Genomic DNA, 15,372 nt, shown 5'->3' on the forward strand with positions numbered 1-15,372 from the left:
TCCCTCAGTTCAGACTCGTCGGCGTCCGCGTCAGCTCGAACATGGGCAACGAGGGCAGATTACGGATGATGGCCGTCTCCGCGCGAAGGAGTTTCAGCTCGTCCCGCAGCCGGGACGCGGTGTCCGGGGCCTGGAGCAGCCGTTGCTTGGTCGGCGTGTCGTGCACCATGGCCGCGGCCACCAGGTACGACACCACGCCGGGGTCGTCCGGCAGGTCGGTGCCGGTGGACAGCGAGCGCTCGCGGGCGCCGGCGAGCCGCTTCTGGTACTGGCGGAAGGAGCGCAGGACGCCCTCGGCCAGCGCGCCGGCCTCGTCCCCGGGCTCCTCCGGCAGCTCCTCCAGCTCCGCGGTCAGGAACGGCCCCGACGTGTCCACGGACAGCAGCCGGACCCGGGTCGTGCCCGTGGCCAGCACCTCGAACGTGCCGTCGGGCCGTTCCCGGATGGTCGCCGCGTCCGCCACACAGCCCACCCCATGAAAGGCCCTGACGGGGTCGGGGCCGAAGCCGGCGGCCGGACCGCGCTCGGGCCGGGCCGTGGGATCCGGCATGCCCGGGGCGCTCGGGGCGACCTCGTGGCCGTCACGGATGGCGACGACGGCGAACCGGCGCGGCTCGTCCTCGGGGGTCTTCATCAGCTCGCGCATCATGGCGCGATACCGCTCCTCGAAGACGTTCAGCGGCAGCACGAGACCCGGGAACAGCACCGAGTTCAGCGGAAAGAGCGGGAGACGGACGGTGGTCACGGCGCCCCAGCCTAGTGGTCGTCGGCGCACACGTGTCCGCCCCCGCCGCCGAGGCGTCCCGCGGGCGCCGTCAGCAGCCCGGCCGGCGCGGGCCGCGGGCCCGCCGCCTCCAGGTGCTCGCGCAGCCGCAGGAAGTGGCCGAGGGGGTCGTCCGAGAACCGGTCCCAGGGGAAGGAGGTGGCGTACGGGCCGATGAGGCGCAGCTGGGTGCGGGCGTCGTCGTAGCGGTCCAGCCGCAGCAGCACGTACAGGAGCTTGTTGCGGACCTCGGCGGGCCACGGGTCGGCCGCCGGGAAGCTTCCGGACAGCTCGATGGCGCGGTCGGCCGCCGCGTCCAGCCGGGCGCGCGGCACCTCGGGTCCGCGGCCGTCGGTCAGCCAGCCGAACGCGGCCCGGGCGGGCAGGGCCTGCACGAGCGAGCCGGCCGGGGCGTCCTGCGCGGCCCGGTCTGCGAAGTCGAAGCACGCGCGGTGGCAGCCGTCCCCGAAGGTGGCGAGGTAGCGCAGGGCGGCCACATGGCAGCCGTAGTGGTGCGGGGCGCGGCGGACCGCCGCCTCCCACAGCTCCTCGAAGTAGCGGTGCCCGGCCCGTGAGCCGCGGGCGTGGTCGAGGGCGATCCGCCAGGGCACCGGGTCCCGGTCGTCGGCGCGGGCGGCGGCGGTGATGAGCGGGCTCACCTCGCGCAGCAGCTCGGCGCGGGCCGGCGAGGGCCAGGCGCGGTCCACCGCCAGCTGGGCCCCGACCACCAGCACTCCGGGGTCGTCCGGGGCGGCGGCGCGCCACTCCTCGTACCACTCGGGGCGTGAGCGGGCGAAAGCGGTCAGGCGTCGCACGTACCGGTCCCGGTTCTCCCACTCGGCCGCGGCGCGGGTGGCGGCGAGCAGGCCGGCGGCGGCGCCGTACTCGCCCCGGCCGGCCGCGACCAGCGCGGGGGAGAGGCGGTCGTCGGGCGCGTCGAGCACGGCCTCGTCCCCGGCCGGTGACCGGCCGGCCGGGCGCGCGGTGCGTTTGGTCATCCGGGTGGGGCGGATGAAGGAGGGCAGCAGAGCCATGGTGTCGACCATTGAAAGTCCGCAGGTCGGGGCCGCGCCAGTGGGCCTGGACAAGTTGGGGAAAGTTGTATGCCCGGCGGTCAAGGACCGGTAAAAGGTGAAGGTTCAAGTGGTGAGGGAATTGTGTGTTCCGTCACCACAGTCCCAGCGGCAACCGCGTCAGCTGCGCCGCAGCAGCCTCGTCGCCCCCGCCGCCACCGTCGTCGCCAGGATCCAGCCGACCAGGACCAGCACGGTCGCCAGCCACTGCCAGCCGCCGCTCAGCTGCCACTGGCCGGCCTGGCCCAGGTCGATCACCGGCAGCAGCAGGTCCAGCGTGAACAGGGCCGGGCTCCAGACCGGATGCCCGCCGGAGTTCAGCGGCGGATGGTCCGCGTGCGTGAACGCGAGCGTGCCCGCCGCCCAGAGCACCGCCATCCACACCAGGGCCCGTCCCGGGCGGTAGCCGTAGGCGACCGCCCAGTCCTGGACGTACCCCCAGAACTTGGCGGCCAGCGGCAGCGTCTCGCGCCGCCGGCGCTGCTTGGCGAGCAGCACCTCGCGGGCGTCCTCGTCCTCGCCGGCGGCGCGCAGCACCGCGGCCAGCCGCTCGTACGGCTCCGGCGCGTACTCGGCGGTGGCCGCCGACACCCAGTCCAGGCGCTCGGTCAGCGGGAACGGGCCCTGCGGCACGAGGTTCTCGTAGGCGAACCCGCCCATGTGCAGCCGGCCCGCGTCCGGCCAGCTGCTCGCCCGGTCCACCAGGTTCACCACGCGCGCGCCGGACAGCACGACCTTGCCCCGCTGCGGCTTGTCCCCGAGGAAGCGCAGCTCCGGCGTCTGCACCCGGCGCAGCGACACCTCCTGGTCGTCGGTGAGGTCGAACCGGGCCCGCTCCAGGTCGACGGCGTCCCCGAACCGCCCGTCGTCCAGACGCACCCCGCCCCGGCAGTCGAACCGCTGGATGCGGGTCCCGCGCGCGGGCGTCGTCCCGCTCAGCAGCGGGCTGCCCACCCCGGCCGGGGTCAGGTACAGGGTGCGCTCGACCGTCAGCTGCGGGGCGTTCAGGGCGAAGCGGGCGTAGGGGTTGGCGAGCCTCGCGCCGCGCAGGCTGAGCGAGACACCGATCTGGGCACCCCGCAGGCTGAACTCGCCGTTCGACTCCAGCATCTCCGCCTGGAGGTCCTGGCCGACGGTCAGGCCGTCCGCCGCGATCGACCGTCCGCTGCGGTCACGGTGCGCGATCGCCTGGTTGAGCAGCAGGTCGGTGCCGATGTGCGCGTCCGTCAGTCGGACCCCGCCGAGGAACCGGCAGCGCGGCAGATGCAGGTCGCCCTCGGTGTGCACGCGGGCCGCCTCCAGGCGCGGCACCGAGCAGTCCACCAGGCGCACGGTGGTGAACCGGGCCTCCGGCAGCCGGACCTCCTCGTCGAAGCGGCAGCCGGTCAGCTCCACGTACGGCGTGACGTGGCCGCCCGACAGGTCCAGCGGGCCGGTGATGCGGACGCCGACGAGCTTCAGCGCGGACACCCGGCCGGCCAGCGCCGGCGGGCCGTCCAGCAGCAGCCAGCAGACGATGCGGGCCCGCACGGACCGCTCCGGACCCCAGGGCTGTCCGCCGTGCGGATCGTCCACCGTGAAGTCGCCGCAGCTCAGGTCGTACACGCTGCCGTTGCGGAAGGCCTGCCACATGCCCGCCTCGGCCGCGGTCAGGTCGTCCGGCAGATCCCCGGTGCGGATGCCGGCCCCCTCGGTCACCGTTCACCTCTCCGGTCCAGTGGTTTTCCAGCGGTTTTCGTACAGCCGTTCATGCCCGCTGCGTGACCCCCGGAACACCACACGTGAAGGTGATCTTCCGCGTTCCGGCCAGCCTATGTACCAGGCATTGGTCCACGTTCTGTATCAGCCATTGATACGCGCGGACGGCTCCGGACACCGGTCTGAGAGAATTGGGACTGTGATCTCCCGAATCGATCTGCGCGGCGACGCCCTTCCCGAGGGCCCCGCCCTGCGCGACCTGCTGCCCCGAGCCGACTTCGACGTTCAGGCCGCCCTGGAGAAGGTGCGCCCGATCTGCGAGGCCGTGCATCATCGCGGCGACGCGGCGCTGATCGACTTCGCCGAGAAGTTCGACGGAGTACGGCTGGAAACCGTCCGTGTCCCGGCCGAGGCGCTCACCGACGCGCTCGCCGGTCTCGACCCGGCCGTGCGCGCCGCCCTGGAGGAGTCCATCCGCCGCGCCCGGCTGGTCCACCGCGAGCAGCGCCGTACGACGCACACCACGCAGGTGGTGCCCGGCGGCTCGGTGACCGAGAAGTGGGTGCCGGTCGACCGCGTCGGCCTCTACGCGCCCGGCGGCCGCTCGGTCTACCCGTCCTCCGTGGTGATGAACGTGGTCCCCGCCCAGGAGGCCGGGGTCGAGTCCATCGCGCTGGCCTCGCCCGCCCAGGCCGCGTTCGGGGGCCTGCCGCACCCGACGATCCTCGCCGCCTGTGCCCTGCTCGGCGTGGACGAGGTGTACGCCGCGGGCGGCGCCACCGCCGTCGCGATGTTCGCGTACGGCACCGAGTCCTGCCCGCCCGCGAACATGGTCACCGGCCCCGGCAACATCTGGGTCGCCGCGGCCAAGCGCTACTTCACCGGCAGGATCGGCATCGACGCCGAGGCCGGCCCGACCGAGATCGCGATCCTCGCGGACGCCGGCGCCGACCCGGTGCACGTCGCCGCGGACCTGATCAGCCAGGCCGAGCACGACCCGCTCGCGGCGGCCGTCCTGGTCACCGACTCCGTCGAGCTGGCGGACGCGGTGGAGAAGGAGCTGGAGCCGCAGGTCGCGGCCACCCGGCACGTCGAGGACCGGATCGTGCCCGCCCTCCGGGGCAGGCAGTCCGCGATCGTCCTCGTGGACGGCGTCGAGGAGGGCCTGAAGGTGGTCGACGCCTACGGCGCCGAGCACCTGGAGATCCAGACCGCCGACGCCGCCGCGGTCGCCGACCGGGTCAGGAACGCGGGCGCGATCTTCATCGGCCCCTGGGCCCCCGTCTCGCTCGGCGACTACGCGGCCGGGTCCAACCACGTCCTGCCCACCGGCGGCTGCGCCTGCCACTCCTCGGGCCTGTCCGTGCAGTCCTTCCTGCGCGGCATCCACATCGTCGACTACACCAAGGACGCGCTGGCCGAGGTCGCGCATCACGTGGTGACGCTGGCGGAGGCGGAGGACCTCCCGGCGCACGGCGCGGCGATCAAGGCGAGGTTCGGCTGGAAGGTACCCGAGAGCAAGTGAGCGACGTGCGGATCGATGATCTCCCCGTACGGGACGAGCTGCGGGGCAAGTCCCCCTACGGCGCCCCCCAGCTGGACGTCCCCGTACGGCTGAACACCAACGAGAACCCCTACCCGCTGCCCGAGCCGCTGGTCGAGCGGATCGCGGAGCGGGTGCGGGAGGCCGCCCGCGACCTGAACCGCTACCCCGACCGGGACGCGGTCCAGCTGCGCACGGAGCTGGCCGCGTACCTGACCAGGACCGGCGGTCACCCCCTCGGCGTCGAGAACGTGTGGGCCGCCAACGGCTCCAACGAGGTCATCCAGCAGCTGCTGCAGACCTTCGGCGGACCGGGCCGTACCGCGCTCGGCTTCGAGCCGTCGTACTCGATGCACGCGCTCATCGCGCGCGGGACGGGCACCGGCTGGATCTCCGGCCCGCGCGGCGAGGACTTCGGGATCGACCTGCCCGCCGCCGAGCGTGCCATCGCCGAGCACAAGCCGGACGTCGTCTTCATCACCACCCCCAACAACCCCACCGGCAACGCGGTCCCGCCGGAGACGGTCCTCGCGCTGTACGAGGCGGCGCAGGCGGCCAAGCCGTCGATGGTGGTCGTGGACGAGGCGTACGTCGAGTTCAGCCACGGCGCCTCGCTGCTGCCGCTGCTCCAGGGCCGCCCCCACCTGGTCGTCTCCCGGACGATGTCCAAGGCGTTCGGCGCGGCCGGCCTGCGGCTCGGCTACCTCGCCGCCGACCCGGCGGTCGTGGACGCCGTGCAGCTGGTCCGGCTGCCGTACCACCTGTCGGCGATCACCCAGGCGACCGCGCTGGCCGCGCTGGAGCACACCGACACGCTGCTGGGCTACGTCGAGCAGCTGAAGGCCGAGCGGGACCGGCTGGTCGCCGAGCTGCGCGCGATCGGCTTCGAGGTCGTCGAGTCCGACGCGAACTTCGTCCAGTTCGGCCGGTTCGCCAGCGCCCACGAGGCCTGGCAGAAGATCCTCGACCGGGGCGTCCTGGTCCGGGACAACGGCGTACCGGGATGGCTGCGGGTGTCCGCCGGCACCCCGGAGGAGAACGACGCGTTCCTCGACGCGGTCCGTGAAGTGCTGTGTTTGGTGGGGGACACCCCCCACGCCCCCGAAGGAGCTTGAGCGATGAGCCGCGTAGGACGCGTGGAGCGCACCACCAAGGAGACCTCGGTGCTGGTCGAGATAGACCTCGACGGCACCGGCCGGACCGACATCGCCACCGGTGTCGGCTTCTACGACCACATGCTCGACCAGCTCGGCCGGCACGGTCTGTTCGACCTGACCGTGAAGACCGACGGCGACCTGCACATCGACTCGCACCACACCATCGAGGACACCGCCCTCGCCCTCGGCGCCGCCTTCAAGCAGGCCCTCGGCGACAAGGTCGGCATTTACCGCTTCGGCAACTGCACGGTCCCGCTGGACGAGTCGCTGGCGCAGGTGACGGTCGACCTGAGCGGCCGGCCCTACCTCGTGCACACCGAGCCCGAGAACATGGCGCCGATGATCGGCGAGTACGACACGACGATGACCCGGCACATCCTGGAGTCCTTCGTCGCCCAGGCGCAGATCGCGCTGCACGTGCACGTGCCGTACGGGCGCAACGCGCACCACATCGTGGAGTGCCAGTTCAAGGCGCTGGCCCGGGCGCTGCGTTACGCCTCCGAGCGCGACCCGCGCGCGGCCGGCATCCTCCCCTCCACGAAGGGCGCGCTGTAACCCCATGAACGGTCTGTCGACCCTCCTGATCGTCGTCGGCCTCTTCCTGGTCGGCGGCATCATCTCCTTCGTCAAGCAGAAGATGCCCACCAGCCTGATCGTGCTGCTCTCGATCGGCGCGGGCCTGTGCCTGGTGGCGGGCGTCATGCGGCTGGAGGTGTGGAATTGAGCACCGCTTCGAAGAAGGTCGTCGTCTTCGACTACGGCTTCGGCAACGTCCGCTCCGCCGAACGCGCCCTCGCGCGCGTGGGCGCCGACGTCGAGATCACCCGTGACTTCGACCGGGCGATGAACGCCGACGGCCTGCTGGTGCCCGGCGTCGGCGCGTTCGCCGCCTGCATGAAGGGCCTGCGCGAGGCGCGCGGCGACTGGGTCGTGGACCGCCGGCTGTCCGGCGGGCGCCCGGTCATGGGGATCTGCGTCGGCATGCAGATCCTCTTCGCCCGCGGCATCGAGCACGGCGTCGAGGCCGAGGGCCTGGACGAGTGGCCCGGCACGGTCGAGCCGCTCCAGGCGGACGTCGTGCCCCACATGGGCTGGAACACCGTCGACGCCCCGGCCGGCTCGCGGCTGTTCGCCGGCCTGGACGCGGACGCCCGCTTCTACTTCGTGCACTCCTACGCCGTCCACGAGTGGCGGCTGGAGACCCACAACCCCGTGATCGAGGCCCCCAAGGTCACCTGGGCGACGCACGGCAAGCCGTTCGTCGCCGCCGTGGAGAACGGCGCCCTGTGGGCCACCCAGTTCCACCCCGAGAAGTCCGGCGACGCCGGCGCCCAGCTCCTCACCAACTGGATCGGAACCCTGTAGACCATGGCCAAGCTCGAACTCCTCCCCGCCGTCGACGTCCGCGACGGCCAGGCCGTGCGCCTCGTGCACGGCGAGTCCGGGACCGAGACCTCCTACGGCTCCCCGCTGGAGGCCGCCCTCGCCTGGCAGCGCTCCGGCGCCGAGTGGCTGCACCTGGTCGACCTGGACGCCGCGTTCGGCACCGGTGACAACCGCGCCCTGATCGCCGAGGTCGCGAAGGCCATGGACATCAAGGTGGAGCTGTCCGGCGGCATCCGGGACGACGACACCCTCGCCGCGGCCCTCGCCACCGGCTGCACCCGGGTCAACCTCGGCACCGCGGCCCTGGAGACACCCGAGTGGGTCGCCAAGGTCATCGCCGAGCACGGCGACAAGATCGCCGTCGGCCTGGACGTGCGCGGCACCACCCTGCGCGGCCGCGGCTGGACCCGGGACGGCGGCGACCTGTACGAGACGCTGGAGCGCCTCGACAAGGAGGGCTGCGCGCGGTACGTCGTCACCGACATCGCCAAGGACGGCACGCTCCAGGGCCCGAACCTGGAGCTGCTGAGGAACGTGTGTGCGGCGACGGACCGCCCGGTCGTGGCCTCCGGCGGCGTGTCGTCCCTGGACGACCTCCGTGCCATCGCCGAGCTGGTACCCCTCGGTGTCGAGGGCGCCATCGTGGGGAAGGCGCTGTACGCGAAGGCGTTCACCCTGGAAGAGGCCCTGGAGGCCACGTCGTGAGAGGGGACACAGCGTCATGACGTCCGAAGCCGTGCGGCGGGTGCAGAGCGGAAGTCCCTGGGAAGAGTCCTTCGGTTTCGCACGCGCCGTCGCGGCGGGCGACCGTGTGCTGGTGGCGGGCACGACGTCCTTCAAGGGCACCGTGCTCTACGGCGAGGGCGACCCGTACGAACAGGCCAAGGTGGCCTTCACCAGCGCGATCGAGGCGATCGGCGAGTTCGGGCTCGGCGTCGAGTCCGTGATCCGTACGCGGATGTACCTGACCCATGTGCGGGACGTGGACGCGGTGGGCCGCGCCCACAAGGAGCTGTTCGACACCGTCCGCCCGGCCTCGACCCTGCTGGTCGTGGAGGGCTTCGTCGACCCGCGCATCCTGGTCGAAGTAGAACTTGAAGCATTCAGAGGAGCCTGAGCAGTCATGACCCTGGCGGTCCGAGTCATCCCCTGCCTGGACGTGGACAACGGCCGGGTCGTCAAGGGCGTCAACTTCCAGAACCTGCGCGACGCGGGCGACCCCGTCGAGATGGCCAAGGTGTACGACGCCGAGGGCGCCGACGAGCTGACGTTCCTGGACATCACCGCGTCCTCCGGCAACCGGGAGACGACGTACGACGTGGTGCGCCGCACCGCCGAGCAGGTGTTCATCCCGCTGACGGTCGGCGGCGGCGTCCGCACGGCCGAGGACGTGGACAAGCTGCTGCGGGCCGGCGCCGACAAGGTGGGCGTGAACACCGCCGCGATCGCCCGTCCCGACCTGATCCGCGAGATCGCCGAGCGGTTCGGCCGCCAGGTCCTCGTGCTGTCGGTGGACGCCCGCCGCACCCCTGAGGGCACCTTCGAGGTCACCACCCACGGCGGGCGGCGCGGCACCGGCATCGACGCGGTGGAGTGGGCGCACCGGGCGGCCGAACTGGGCGCGGGGGAGATCCTGCTGAACTCCATGGACGCGGACGGCACCAAGGACGGCTACGACCTGGAGATGATCGCGGCGGTGCGCAAGCACGTCACCGTCCCCGTGATCGCCTCCGGCGGAGCCGGCAGGCTCGCCGACTTCCCCCCGGCCGTCGAGGCGGGCGCGGACGCGGTCCTGGCCGCGTCGGTGTTCCACTTCGGCGACCTGAGGATCGGCGAGGTGAAGGAGACGCTGCGGAGGGCGGGGCACCCCGTGAGGTGAACCGCCCCGTGCGGGCCCCGGCCGGTGAGGGCCGGGGCCTTCTCTTCGGCCGGACGCACAAGAAAAGTTGCGCAACGCATATTGCGCAGTTTCTCTTTCCTATCTAGGGTCGGTGGCATGCCACGCGAGGAGAACCGCCGGATCACGGACATCGGCACGCTCAAGGCGCTCGCCCACCCCCTGCGCATGAAGCTGTACCGCCTGCTGTTCGTCGCCGAGGTCGCCACGGCCTCCCAGCTGGCCGAGCAGGTGGACGAGGCGGTCTCCCTCGTCAGCTACCACCTGCGCAAGCTGGCCGCGCACGGACTGGTGGAGGAGGCCGAACCGCGCAGCTCGGACGCGCGCGAGCGGTGGTGGCAGCCGGCGTCCGAGGGTGTCTCCATCCGCGACGCGGACTTCCAGGGCGCCCCCGAGAAGGTGGCCGCGCACCTGGCGGCGTCGCGGCTGTTCCTGGAGCAGCGCACCGAGATGTACCTCAGGTACCTCGACGAGCGCGCCCACTGGGGGCCCGAGTGGAACACCGCGGCACACGACTCCGAGTCCCTGCTGCGGCTCACCGCCGGCGAACTCGCCGAGCTGAAGAAGGACCTGGACGAGCTGCTCAGGCGGTACGACGAGCAGGGCCGCGCCCGCGCGGAGGCCGGCGACACCGAGGGGCGCGAACACGTCGCGCTGCACGTGTACGGCTTCCCGTTCCGCGTCTGACATCCGACGCCCGCCGTCGACGTTCGACGTTCGACGTTCGACGTTCGAGCGTCTGAGAGGACACCCTCCCGTGACCGCCACACTCGTACCGCCGGCGACCGCGCAGGCCCACCGCGACCCCAACGTCCTGCGCTGGCTCGGCGCCTACACCGCCTCGATGCTCGGCGACAGCGTCTACTACCTCGCCCTGTCCTGGGCCGCCGTCCAGGCCGGCACCCCCGCCCAGGCCGGGCTCGTGATGTCCGCGAGCGCCGTCCCCAGGGCCGTGCTGATGCTCGGCGGGGGCGTGATCGCCGACCGGCTGGGACCGAGACGCGTCGTCATCGGCAGCGACGCCGTCCGGTGCGGCGCCGTCCTCGCCGTGGCCCTCCTGCTGTTCCTCACCAGCCCCGGGCTGTGGCCGCTCGCCCTGCTGGCGGTGGTCTTCGGTGCCGTCGACGCCGTCTTCATGCCCGCCGTGGGGGCCCTGCCGGCCAGGATCACCGGGAAGGACCAGCTCGCCCGCGTCCAGGGCATGCGCGGCCTCGCCATCCGCTGCGCCGGCGTCGTGGGCGCCCCCCTCGGCGGCCTCGGCGTGGCGCTCGGCGGCGCCCCGGCCGCCTTCGCCCTGGCCGGCGCGCTCATCGCCGTCTCGGTGCCGCTGCTGGTCTCGGTACGCGTACGGGACCTGCCCGACGACGGCACCCCCCGCGCTGCGCGGACCCCCTGGAGCGACCTCGGCGAGGGCCTGCGGTACGTCCGGCGGCATCCGGTCCTCGGACCGCTGATGCTCGCCATCGCCCTCGGCGACCTGGGTTTCGTCGGCCCCCTGAACGTCGGACTGACCCTGCTCGCCGACCGGCGCGGCTGGGGCGCCTCCGGCATGGGCTGGGTGCTGGCCGGGTTCGGCGCCGGCGCGGGCGCCGCCTCGCTGCTGCTCGCCGTCCGCGGACGGCTGCCGCGGGCCGGACTGGTCGCCGGGTGCGCCGTCATCGCCGGCTCGGTGGCCATCGGCACCCTCGCCCACGTCCCGGCCCTCCCGGCCGCCGTCGGCACCGCCGCGGTCGTCGGACTGCTCACCGGTCTCAGCGGCGCGATGTGCGGCGCCCTGCTCCAGACCCAGGCCGACCCCGCCTACCTCGGCCGGGTCACCTCCGTCTCCAGCCTGGTCAGCCTCGGCCTCACCCCGCTGAGCATGCCGTTCGCCGCCGCGGCGATCGGGGCGTGGGGCCTCGGCCCGGTGTTCGCCGTCAGCGCGGCCGTCTGCGGGCTCGGCGGGATCGTCGCCCTCGCCGTACCGGGACTGCGCCGCGCGGAACTCCCCGGCTGACCGCCGTCACCCCTTCGGCTGAACCAGCTGCACCAGGTTGCCCACCGTGTCGTCGAACACCGCCGCCAGCACCGGTCCCTGCTCCTGCGGCGGATGCGTGAACCGGACACCGAGGCCGCTCAGCCGCTCGTACTCGCCCCGGAGGTCGTCCACGGAGAAGACGATGCACGGCAGTCCCGCCTCGTGCAGCGCCCGGCGGTACGGCTCCGCGATCGGCCCCTGGCCCGGCTCCAGCAGCAGCTCCAGATCCGGCTGGGCCCCCTCCCGTGCCCCGACCGTCACGAAGGGCGTGCCGTCGCCGAGGTCCACGCGGGTGCGGGTCTCGAAGCCGAGGACGCCGGTGTAGAAGGCGTGCGCCTTCGTCACGTCGTCCACGTACACGCCGGTCATCGCCACCTTGATCATGCCGGTCCTCTCAGATGCCCAGCTGCCTCGACTCGTGCAGCCGGTCGATCGCCTCGGCGTCGCCGTCCAGGTCCACCCTGGCCGCGCGCTGCCGGCCGTACGCGAACATCAGCAGCTCCGACGGCTCACCGGTCACCGTGACCACCGGCGTGCCCCGGTGCGCCACCGCCGTCTGGCCGTCCGGCCGGCGCAGCACGAGACCCGTCGGCACACCCCGGCCCATCAGCCGTGCCATGCGTTCGAGCCGGGACCACAGCGCGTCCTGGAAGACAGGGTCCAGCTCCCGCGGCCCCCAGTCCGGCTGGGCGCGGCGGACGTCCTCCGTGTGGACGTAGAACTCCACGATGTTGGCCGCCTCGTCGACCTGCTTGAGCTGGAAGGGCGAGAACCGCGGCGGGCCCGTACGGATCAGCTGGATCAGCTCCTCGTACGGCTTCGCGGTGTACTCGGCCATCACCTTCTCCAGACGCGGCGCGAGCTGCTTGACCAGCGCGCCCCCGGCCGCGTCCGGGCGGCGCTCGCGCACGACGACGTGCGCGGCCAGGTCCCGCGTGCGCCAGCCCTCGCAGAGGGTGCCGGCATCCGGCCCGACGGTTTCCAAGAGGTCGGCGAGCAGAAGCCGTTCACGCTTGGCAAAGGTCGACATGCTGTCAGCCTACGACCACGTATACGCCCCGCCCACCCGCCACCCGGCCACCACCCCCCAGGGGGACGCCTCGCGCCGCCGCCGTGACCATTCCCTGGACGCCGCGCCCCCGCCGCCGTTCCCGCGCGGCAGAATGTGACCCATGACCAGTACGACCGGTGCACCCCGGCCCAGCAGCCTCGACCCGGAGATCGCCGCGCGGCTCAAGCGCAGCGCCGACGGGCTCGTCCCCGCCATCGCCCAGCAGTACGACACCGGCGAGGTGCTCATGCTCGGCTGGATGGACGACGAGGCGCTGCACCGGACGCTGACCACCGGCCGCTGCACCTACTGGTCGCGCAGCCGCCGGGAGTACTGGGTCAAGGGCGACACCTCCGGCCACTTCCAGTGGGTGAAGTCGGTCGCGCTGGACTGTGACGCCGACACCCTGCTGGTCAAGGTCGACCAGGTCGGCGCCGCCTGCCACACCGGCGCGCGCACCTGCTTCGACGCCGACGTGCTCCTGAAGGACGCCGGTTCCGGCGTACCCGGATCCGGTCAGTAAGGACAGCCGCCATGGAACTGGAGACCTTCCGCAAGCTCGCCACCGACCGGCGTGTCATCCCGGTCACGCGCAAGCTCCTCGCCGACGGCGACACCCCGGTCGCGCTCTACCGCAAGCTCGCCGCCGAGCGCCCCGGCACCTTCCTGCTGGAGTCCGCGGAGAACGGCCGTTCCTGGTCGCGCTACTCCTTCGTCGGCGTCCGCAGCGCCGCCACGCTCACCGTCCGCGACGGCCAGGCCCACTGGCTCGGCGTCCCGCCCGTCGGCGTCCCCACGGACGGCGACCCCCTCCAGGCCCTGCGCGCCACCCTCCAGGCCCTGCACACCCCGCACCAGGAGGACCTGCCCCCCTTCACCGGCGGCATGGTCGGCTACCTGGGCTACGACATCGTCCGCCGCCTGGAGAAGATCGGCCCCGGCGACCACGACGACCTGCGGCTGCCCGAGCTGACCATGCTGCTGACCAGCGACCTCGCGGTGATGGACCACTGGGAGGGCTCGGTCCTGCTGATCGCCAACGCGATCAACCACAACGACCTGGACACCGGCGTCGACGAGGCCTACGCGGACGCCGTGGCCCGCCTGGACGCCATGGAGGCGGACCTGACCCGCCCGGTCGCCCAGCCCCCGGCCCACCTCCCGCCCTCCGAGCTGCCCGAGTACACCGCCCGGTGGGGCGGCCCCGACTTCCAGCGGGCCGTCGAGGACGTCAAGGAGCGCATCCGCGCCGGTGAGGCCTTCCAGGTGGTGCCCTCCCAGCGCTTCGAGACCCCGTGCACGGCGAGCGCCCTGGACGTCTACCGGGTCCTGCGGGCGACCAACCCCTCCCCGTACATGTACCTGTTCCGCTTCGAGGGCTTCGACGTCGTCGGCTCCTCCCCCGAGGCGCTGGTCAAGGTCGAGGACGGGCGCGCGATGGTCCACCCCATCGCCGGCACCCGGCACCGCGGGGCCACCCCGCAGGAGGACCAGGCCCTCGCCGAGGAGCTGCTCGCCGACCCCAAGGAGCGCGCCGAGCACCTGATGCTGGTCGACCTCGGGCGCAACGACCTCGGCCGGGTCTGCGAGCCCGGCTCGGTCGAGGTGGTCGACTTCATGTCCATCGAGCGGTACTCGCACGTGATGCACATCGTCTCCACCGTCACCGGCAGGGTGGCCCCCGGCCGCACGGCCTTCGACGTGCTCACCGCCTGCTTCCCGGCCGGCACCCTCTCCGGCGCCCCCAAGCCCCGCGCGATGCAGATCATCGACGAACTGGAGCCGTCCCGCCGCGGTCTGTACGGCGGCTGCGTCGGCTACCTGGACTTCGCCGGGGACTCCGACACCGCGATCGCCATCCGTACGGCCCTGCTCCGCGACGGCACCGCCTACGTCCAGGCGGGCGCCGGCGTCGTCGCCGACTCCGACCCGGTCGCGGAGGACCAGGAGTGCCGCAACAAGGCGGCGGCGGTGCTGCGGGCGGTGCACACGGCGAACCGCCTGGGGCGGTAGGGCGCTTCTCATACCAACCCCGGGTGACGGTTCGCCCGGGGTTCAGGCGATAGTGGAGTACGTGACTGCTGTACCTCACCCCCGTTCCCAGGCCGCCGCGACCGCCCGGTCCGGCCGGCGGAGCCTCGCCGTGGCCCTCCTGTGCGGTGCGCTCGGCGCGGCCGTGGCGCTGCTCGCGACCCGGCAGCGCTGGGCGGAGGGCACCGCGACGGTGGCCGGCGGCGCGTTCCCGCTGACCGCCAAGGGCAGCGACGTCACGGGCGTCCCCGCGGCCCTCGCCATAGTGGGCCTCGCCGCCCTCGTCGCCGTCTTCGCCGTCCGCCGCGCCGGCCGGCTCCTCGTCTCCGGGCTGCTCACGCTGTCCGGCGCCGGGATCGTCGCCGCGGCCCTGGCGGCCGCCGCCGACGGCTCCGCCCTGGACGAGCAGGCCGCCAAGGCCAGCGGCGACACCTCCGCCACGGTCGACGCGCTCACCCACACCGGCTGGCCCTACGTCGCGGCCGCCGGAGGCCTGCTGATCCTGCTCGCCGGCCTGCTCGCCCTGCGCTACGGCGGCCTGTGGCCCGCGATGTCCGGGCGCTACGAGCGCGGCACCGCCCGCCCCCGGCGCGGCTCCCGCCCGGCCGACCCGGAGCGGCCCGAGGAGATCTGGAAGGCCCTGGACCGGGGCGAGGACCCGACGGGGGCCTGAACCCGGGACCCGGGACGTGGTGAAGGATGTGGTGAACCAGACGCCACCCCCGCGTCCGGCACACGCACGCGTACGGGACAATG

18 protein-coding genes are annotated in these 15,372 nt (G+C 73.1%); 13 read left to right on the top strand and 5 right to left on the bottom strand.

The genetic code is table 11. The features are described from left to right. Positions 1-4 precede the first annotated feature (4 nt). The 3 genes from IEZ20_RS28145 to IEZ20_RS28155 form a co-directional block, all read right to left on the bottom strand. Entirely contained in the window at positions 5-745 is a 741-nt protein-coding gene (locus tag IEZ20_RS28145; protein WP_189303807.1) for an LON peptidase substrate-binding domain-containing protein, read from the bottom strand. Positions 746-756: 11 nt separating this feature from the next. Further along, positions 757-1,809: a hypothetical protein gene (locus IEZ20_RS28150; protein ID WP_189303809.1), complete on the bottom strand. Its 1,053-nt coding sequence runs from the start codon at positions 1,807-1,809 to the stop codon at positions 757-759. A 147-nt stretch (positions 1,810-1,956) separates the two neighbouring features. Beyond that, complete coding sequence (locus IEZ20_RS28155) at positions 1,957-3,534, bottom strand: oxidoreductase (RefSeq protein ID WP_189303811.1); 1,578 nt, start codon at positions 3,532-3,534, stop codon at positions 1,957-1,959. Between the two features lie 199 nt (positions 3,535-3,733). Between IEZ20_RS28155 and hisD the strand changes: the two genes are divergently transcribed. From hisD to IEZ20_RS28205, 10 genes are all read left to right on the top strand, one after another. Further along, a complete protein-coding gene (gene hisD / locus IEZ20_RS28160) occupies positions 3,734-5,059 on the top strand; it encodes a histidinol dehydrogenase (RefSeq protein ID WP_189303813.1) in 1,326 nt (441 codons plus the stop codon). Beyond that, entirely contained in the window at positions 5,056-6,192 is a 1,137-nt protein-coding gene (locus IEZ20_RS28165) for a histidinol-phosphate transaminase (protein WP_189303815.1), read from the top strand. Before hisD ends, IEZ20_RS28165 begins: the two co-directional genes overlap by 4 nt. 3 nt (positions 6,193-6,195) lie before the next feature. Next, positions 6,196-6,789, top strand: coding sequence for an imidazoleglycerol-phosphate dehydratase HisB (gene hisB, locus IEZ20_RS28170; RefSeq protein WP_030783530.1), 594 nt, complete (start codon positions 6,196-6,198; stop codon positions 6,787-6,789). A 4-nt stretch (positions 6,790-6,793) separates the two neighbouring features. Continuing rightward, on the top strand, positions 6,794-6,958 hold the full coding sequence (locus IEZ20_RS28175) for a CG2302 family histidine operon protein (protein WP_189303816.1): 165 nt from the start codon (positions 6,794-6,796) through the stop codon (positions 6,956-6,958). Then, a complete protein-coding gene (gene hisH, locus IEZ20_RS28180) occupies positions 6,955-7,599 on the top strand; it encodes an imidazole glycerol phosphate synthase subunit HisH (RefSeq protein WP_373303981.1) in 645 nt (214 codons plus the stop codon). Before IEZ20_RS28175 ends, hisH begins: the two co-directional genes overlap by 4 nt. A 3-nt stretch (positions 7,600-7,602) precedes the next feature. Continuing rightward, a complete protein-coding gene (gene priA / locus IEZ20_RS28185) occupies positions 7,603-8,325 on the top strand; it encodes a bifunctional 1-(5-phosphoribosyl)-5-((5-phosphoribosylamino)methylideneamino)imidazole-4-carboxamide isomerase/phosphoribosylanthranilate isomerase PriA (RefSeq protein WP_189303818.1) in 723 nt (240 codons plus the stop codon). Positions 8,326-8,341: 16 nt separating this feature from the next. Continuing rightward, on the top strand, positions 8,342-8,737 hold the full coding sequence (locus tag IEZ20_RS28190; RefSeq protein WP_189303819.1) for a RidA family protein: 396 nt from the start codon (positions 8,342-8,344) through the stop codon (positions 8,735-8,737). 6 nt (positions 8,738-8,743) lie between these two features. Continuing rightward, entirely contained in the window at positions 8,744-9,499 is a 756-nt protein-coding gene (gene hisF, locus IEZ20_RS28195; protein WP_189303820.1) for an imidazole glycerol phosphate synthase subunit HisF, read from the top strand. A 117-nt stretch (positions 9,500-9,616) separates the two neighbouring features. Beyond that, a complete protein-coding gene (locus IEZ20_RS28200) occupies positions 9,617-10,204 on the top strand; it encodes a winged helix-turn-helix domain-containing protein (protein ID WP_189303821.1) in 588 nt (195 codons plus the stop codon). A 70-nt stretch (positions 10,205-10,274) separates the two neighbouring features. Continuing rightward, the gene (locus tag IEZ20_RS28205; RefSeq protein WP_189303822.1) at positions 10,275-11,513 is read left to right on the top strand and encodes an MFS transporter; all 1,239 of its coding nucleotides are present in this window, start codon (positions 10,275-10,277) and stop codon (positions 11,511-11,513) included. A gap of 6 nt (positions 11,514-11,519) precedes the next feature. On the opposite strand, the gene IEZ20_RS28210 is transcribed toward IEZ20_RS28205, so the two are convergent. Further along, positions 11,520-11,918 carry a VOC family protein gene (locus tag IEZ20_RS28210; RefSeq protein ID WP_189303824.1) on the bottom strand — a complete coding sequence of 133 codons (399 nt, stop codon included), beginning with the start codon at positions 11,916-11,918 and terminating at the stop codon, positions 11,520-11,522. Between the two features lie 10 nt (positions 11,919-11,928). Beyond that, positions 11,929-12,564: a TIGR03085 family metal-binding protein gene (locus IEZ20_RS28215; protein WP_189303826.1), complete on the bottom strand. Its 636-nt coding sequence runs from the start codon at positions 12,562-12,564 to the stop codon at positions 11,929-11,931. A gap of 142 nt (positions 12,565-12,706) precedes the next feature. Here IEZ20_RS28215 and hisI point away from each other — a divergent pair, with 142 nt between their 5' ends. Genes hisI through IEZ20_RS28230 form a run of 3 tightly spaced genes read left to right on the top strand, consistent with a single transcriptional unit; the run spans position 12,707 to position 15,289 of the window. Beyond that, positions 12,707-13,108 (top strand): phosphoribosyl-AMP cyclohydrolase, encoded by a 402-nt coding sequence (gene hisI, locus IEZ20_RS28220; protein ID WP_189303828.1) that lies wholly within the window; start codon positions 12,707-12,709, stop codon positions 13,106-13,108. 11 nt (positions 13,109-13,119) lie between these two features. Next, the gene (locus IEZ20_RS28225; RefSeq protein ID WP_189303830.1) at positions 13,120-14,598 is read left to right on the top strand and encodes an anthranilate synthase component I; all 1,479 of its coding nucleotides are present in this window, start codon (positions 13,120-13,122) and stop codon (positions 14,596-14,598) included. A 52-nt stretch (positions 14,599-14,650) separates the two neighbouring features. Further along, a complete protein-coding gene (locus tag IEZ20_RS28230) occupies positions 14,651-15,289 on the top strand; it encodes a TIGR02234 family membrane protein (RefSeq protein WP_189303833.1) in 639 nt (212 codons plus the stop codon). Positions 15,290-15,372: the final 83 nt, after the last annotated feature.

Source organism: Streptomyces cinerochromogenes (assembly GCF_014648635.1).
Taxonomy (GTDB): Bacteria; Actinomycetota; Actinomycetes; order Streptomycetales; family Streptomycetaceae; genus Streptomyces; species Streptomyces cinerochromogenes.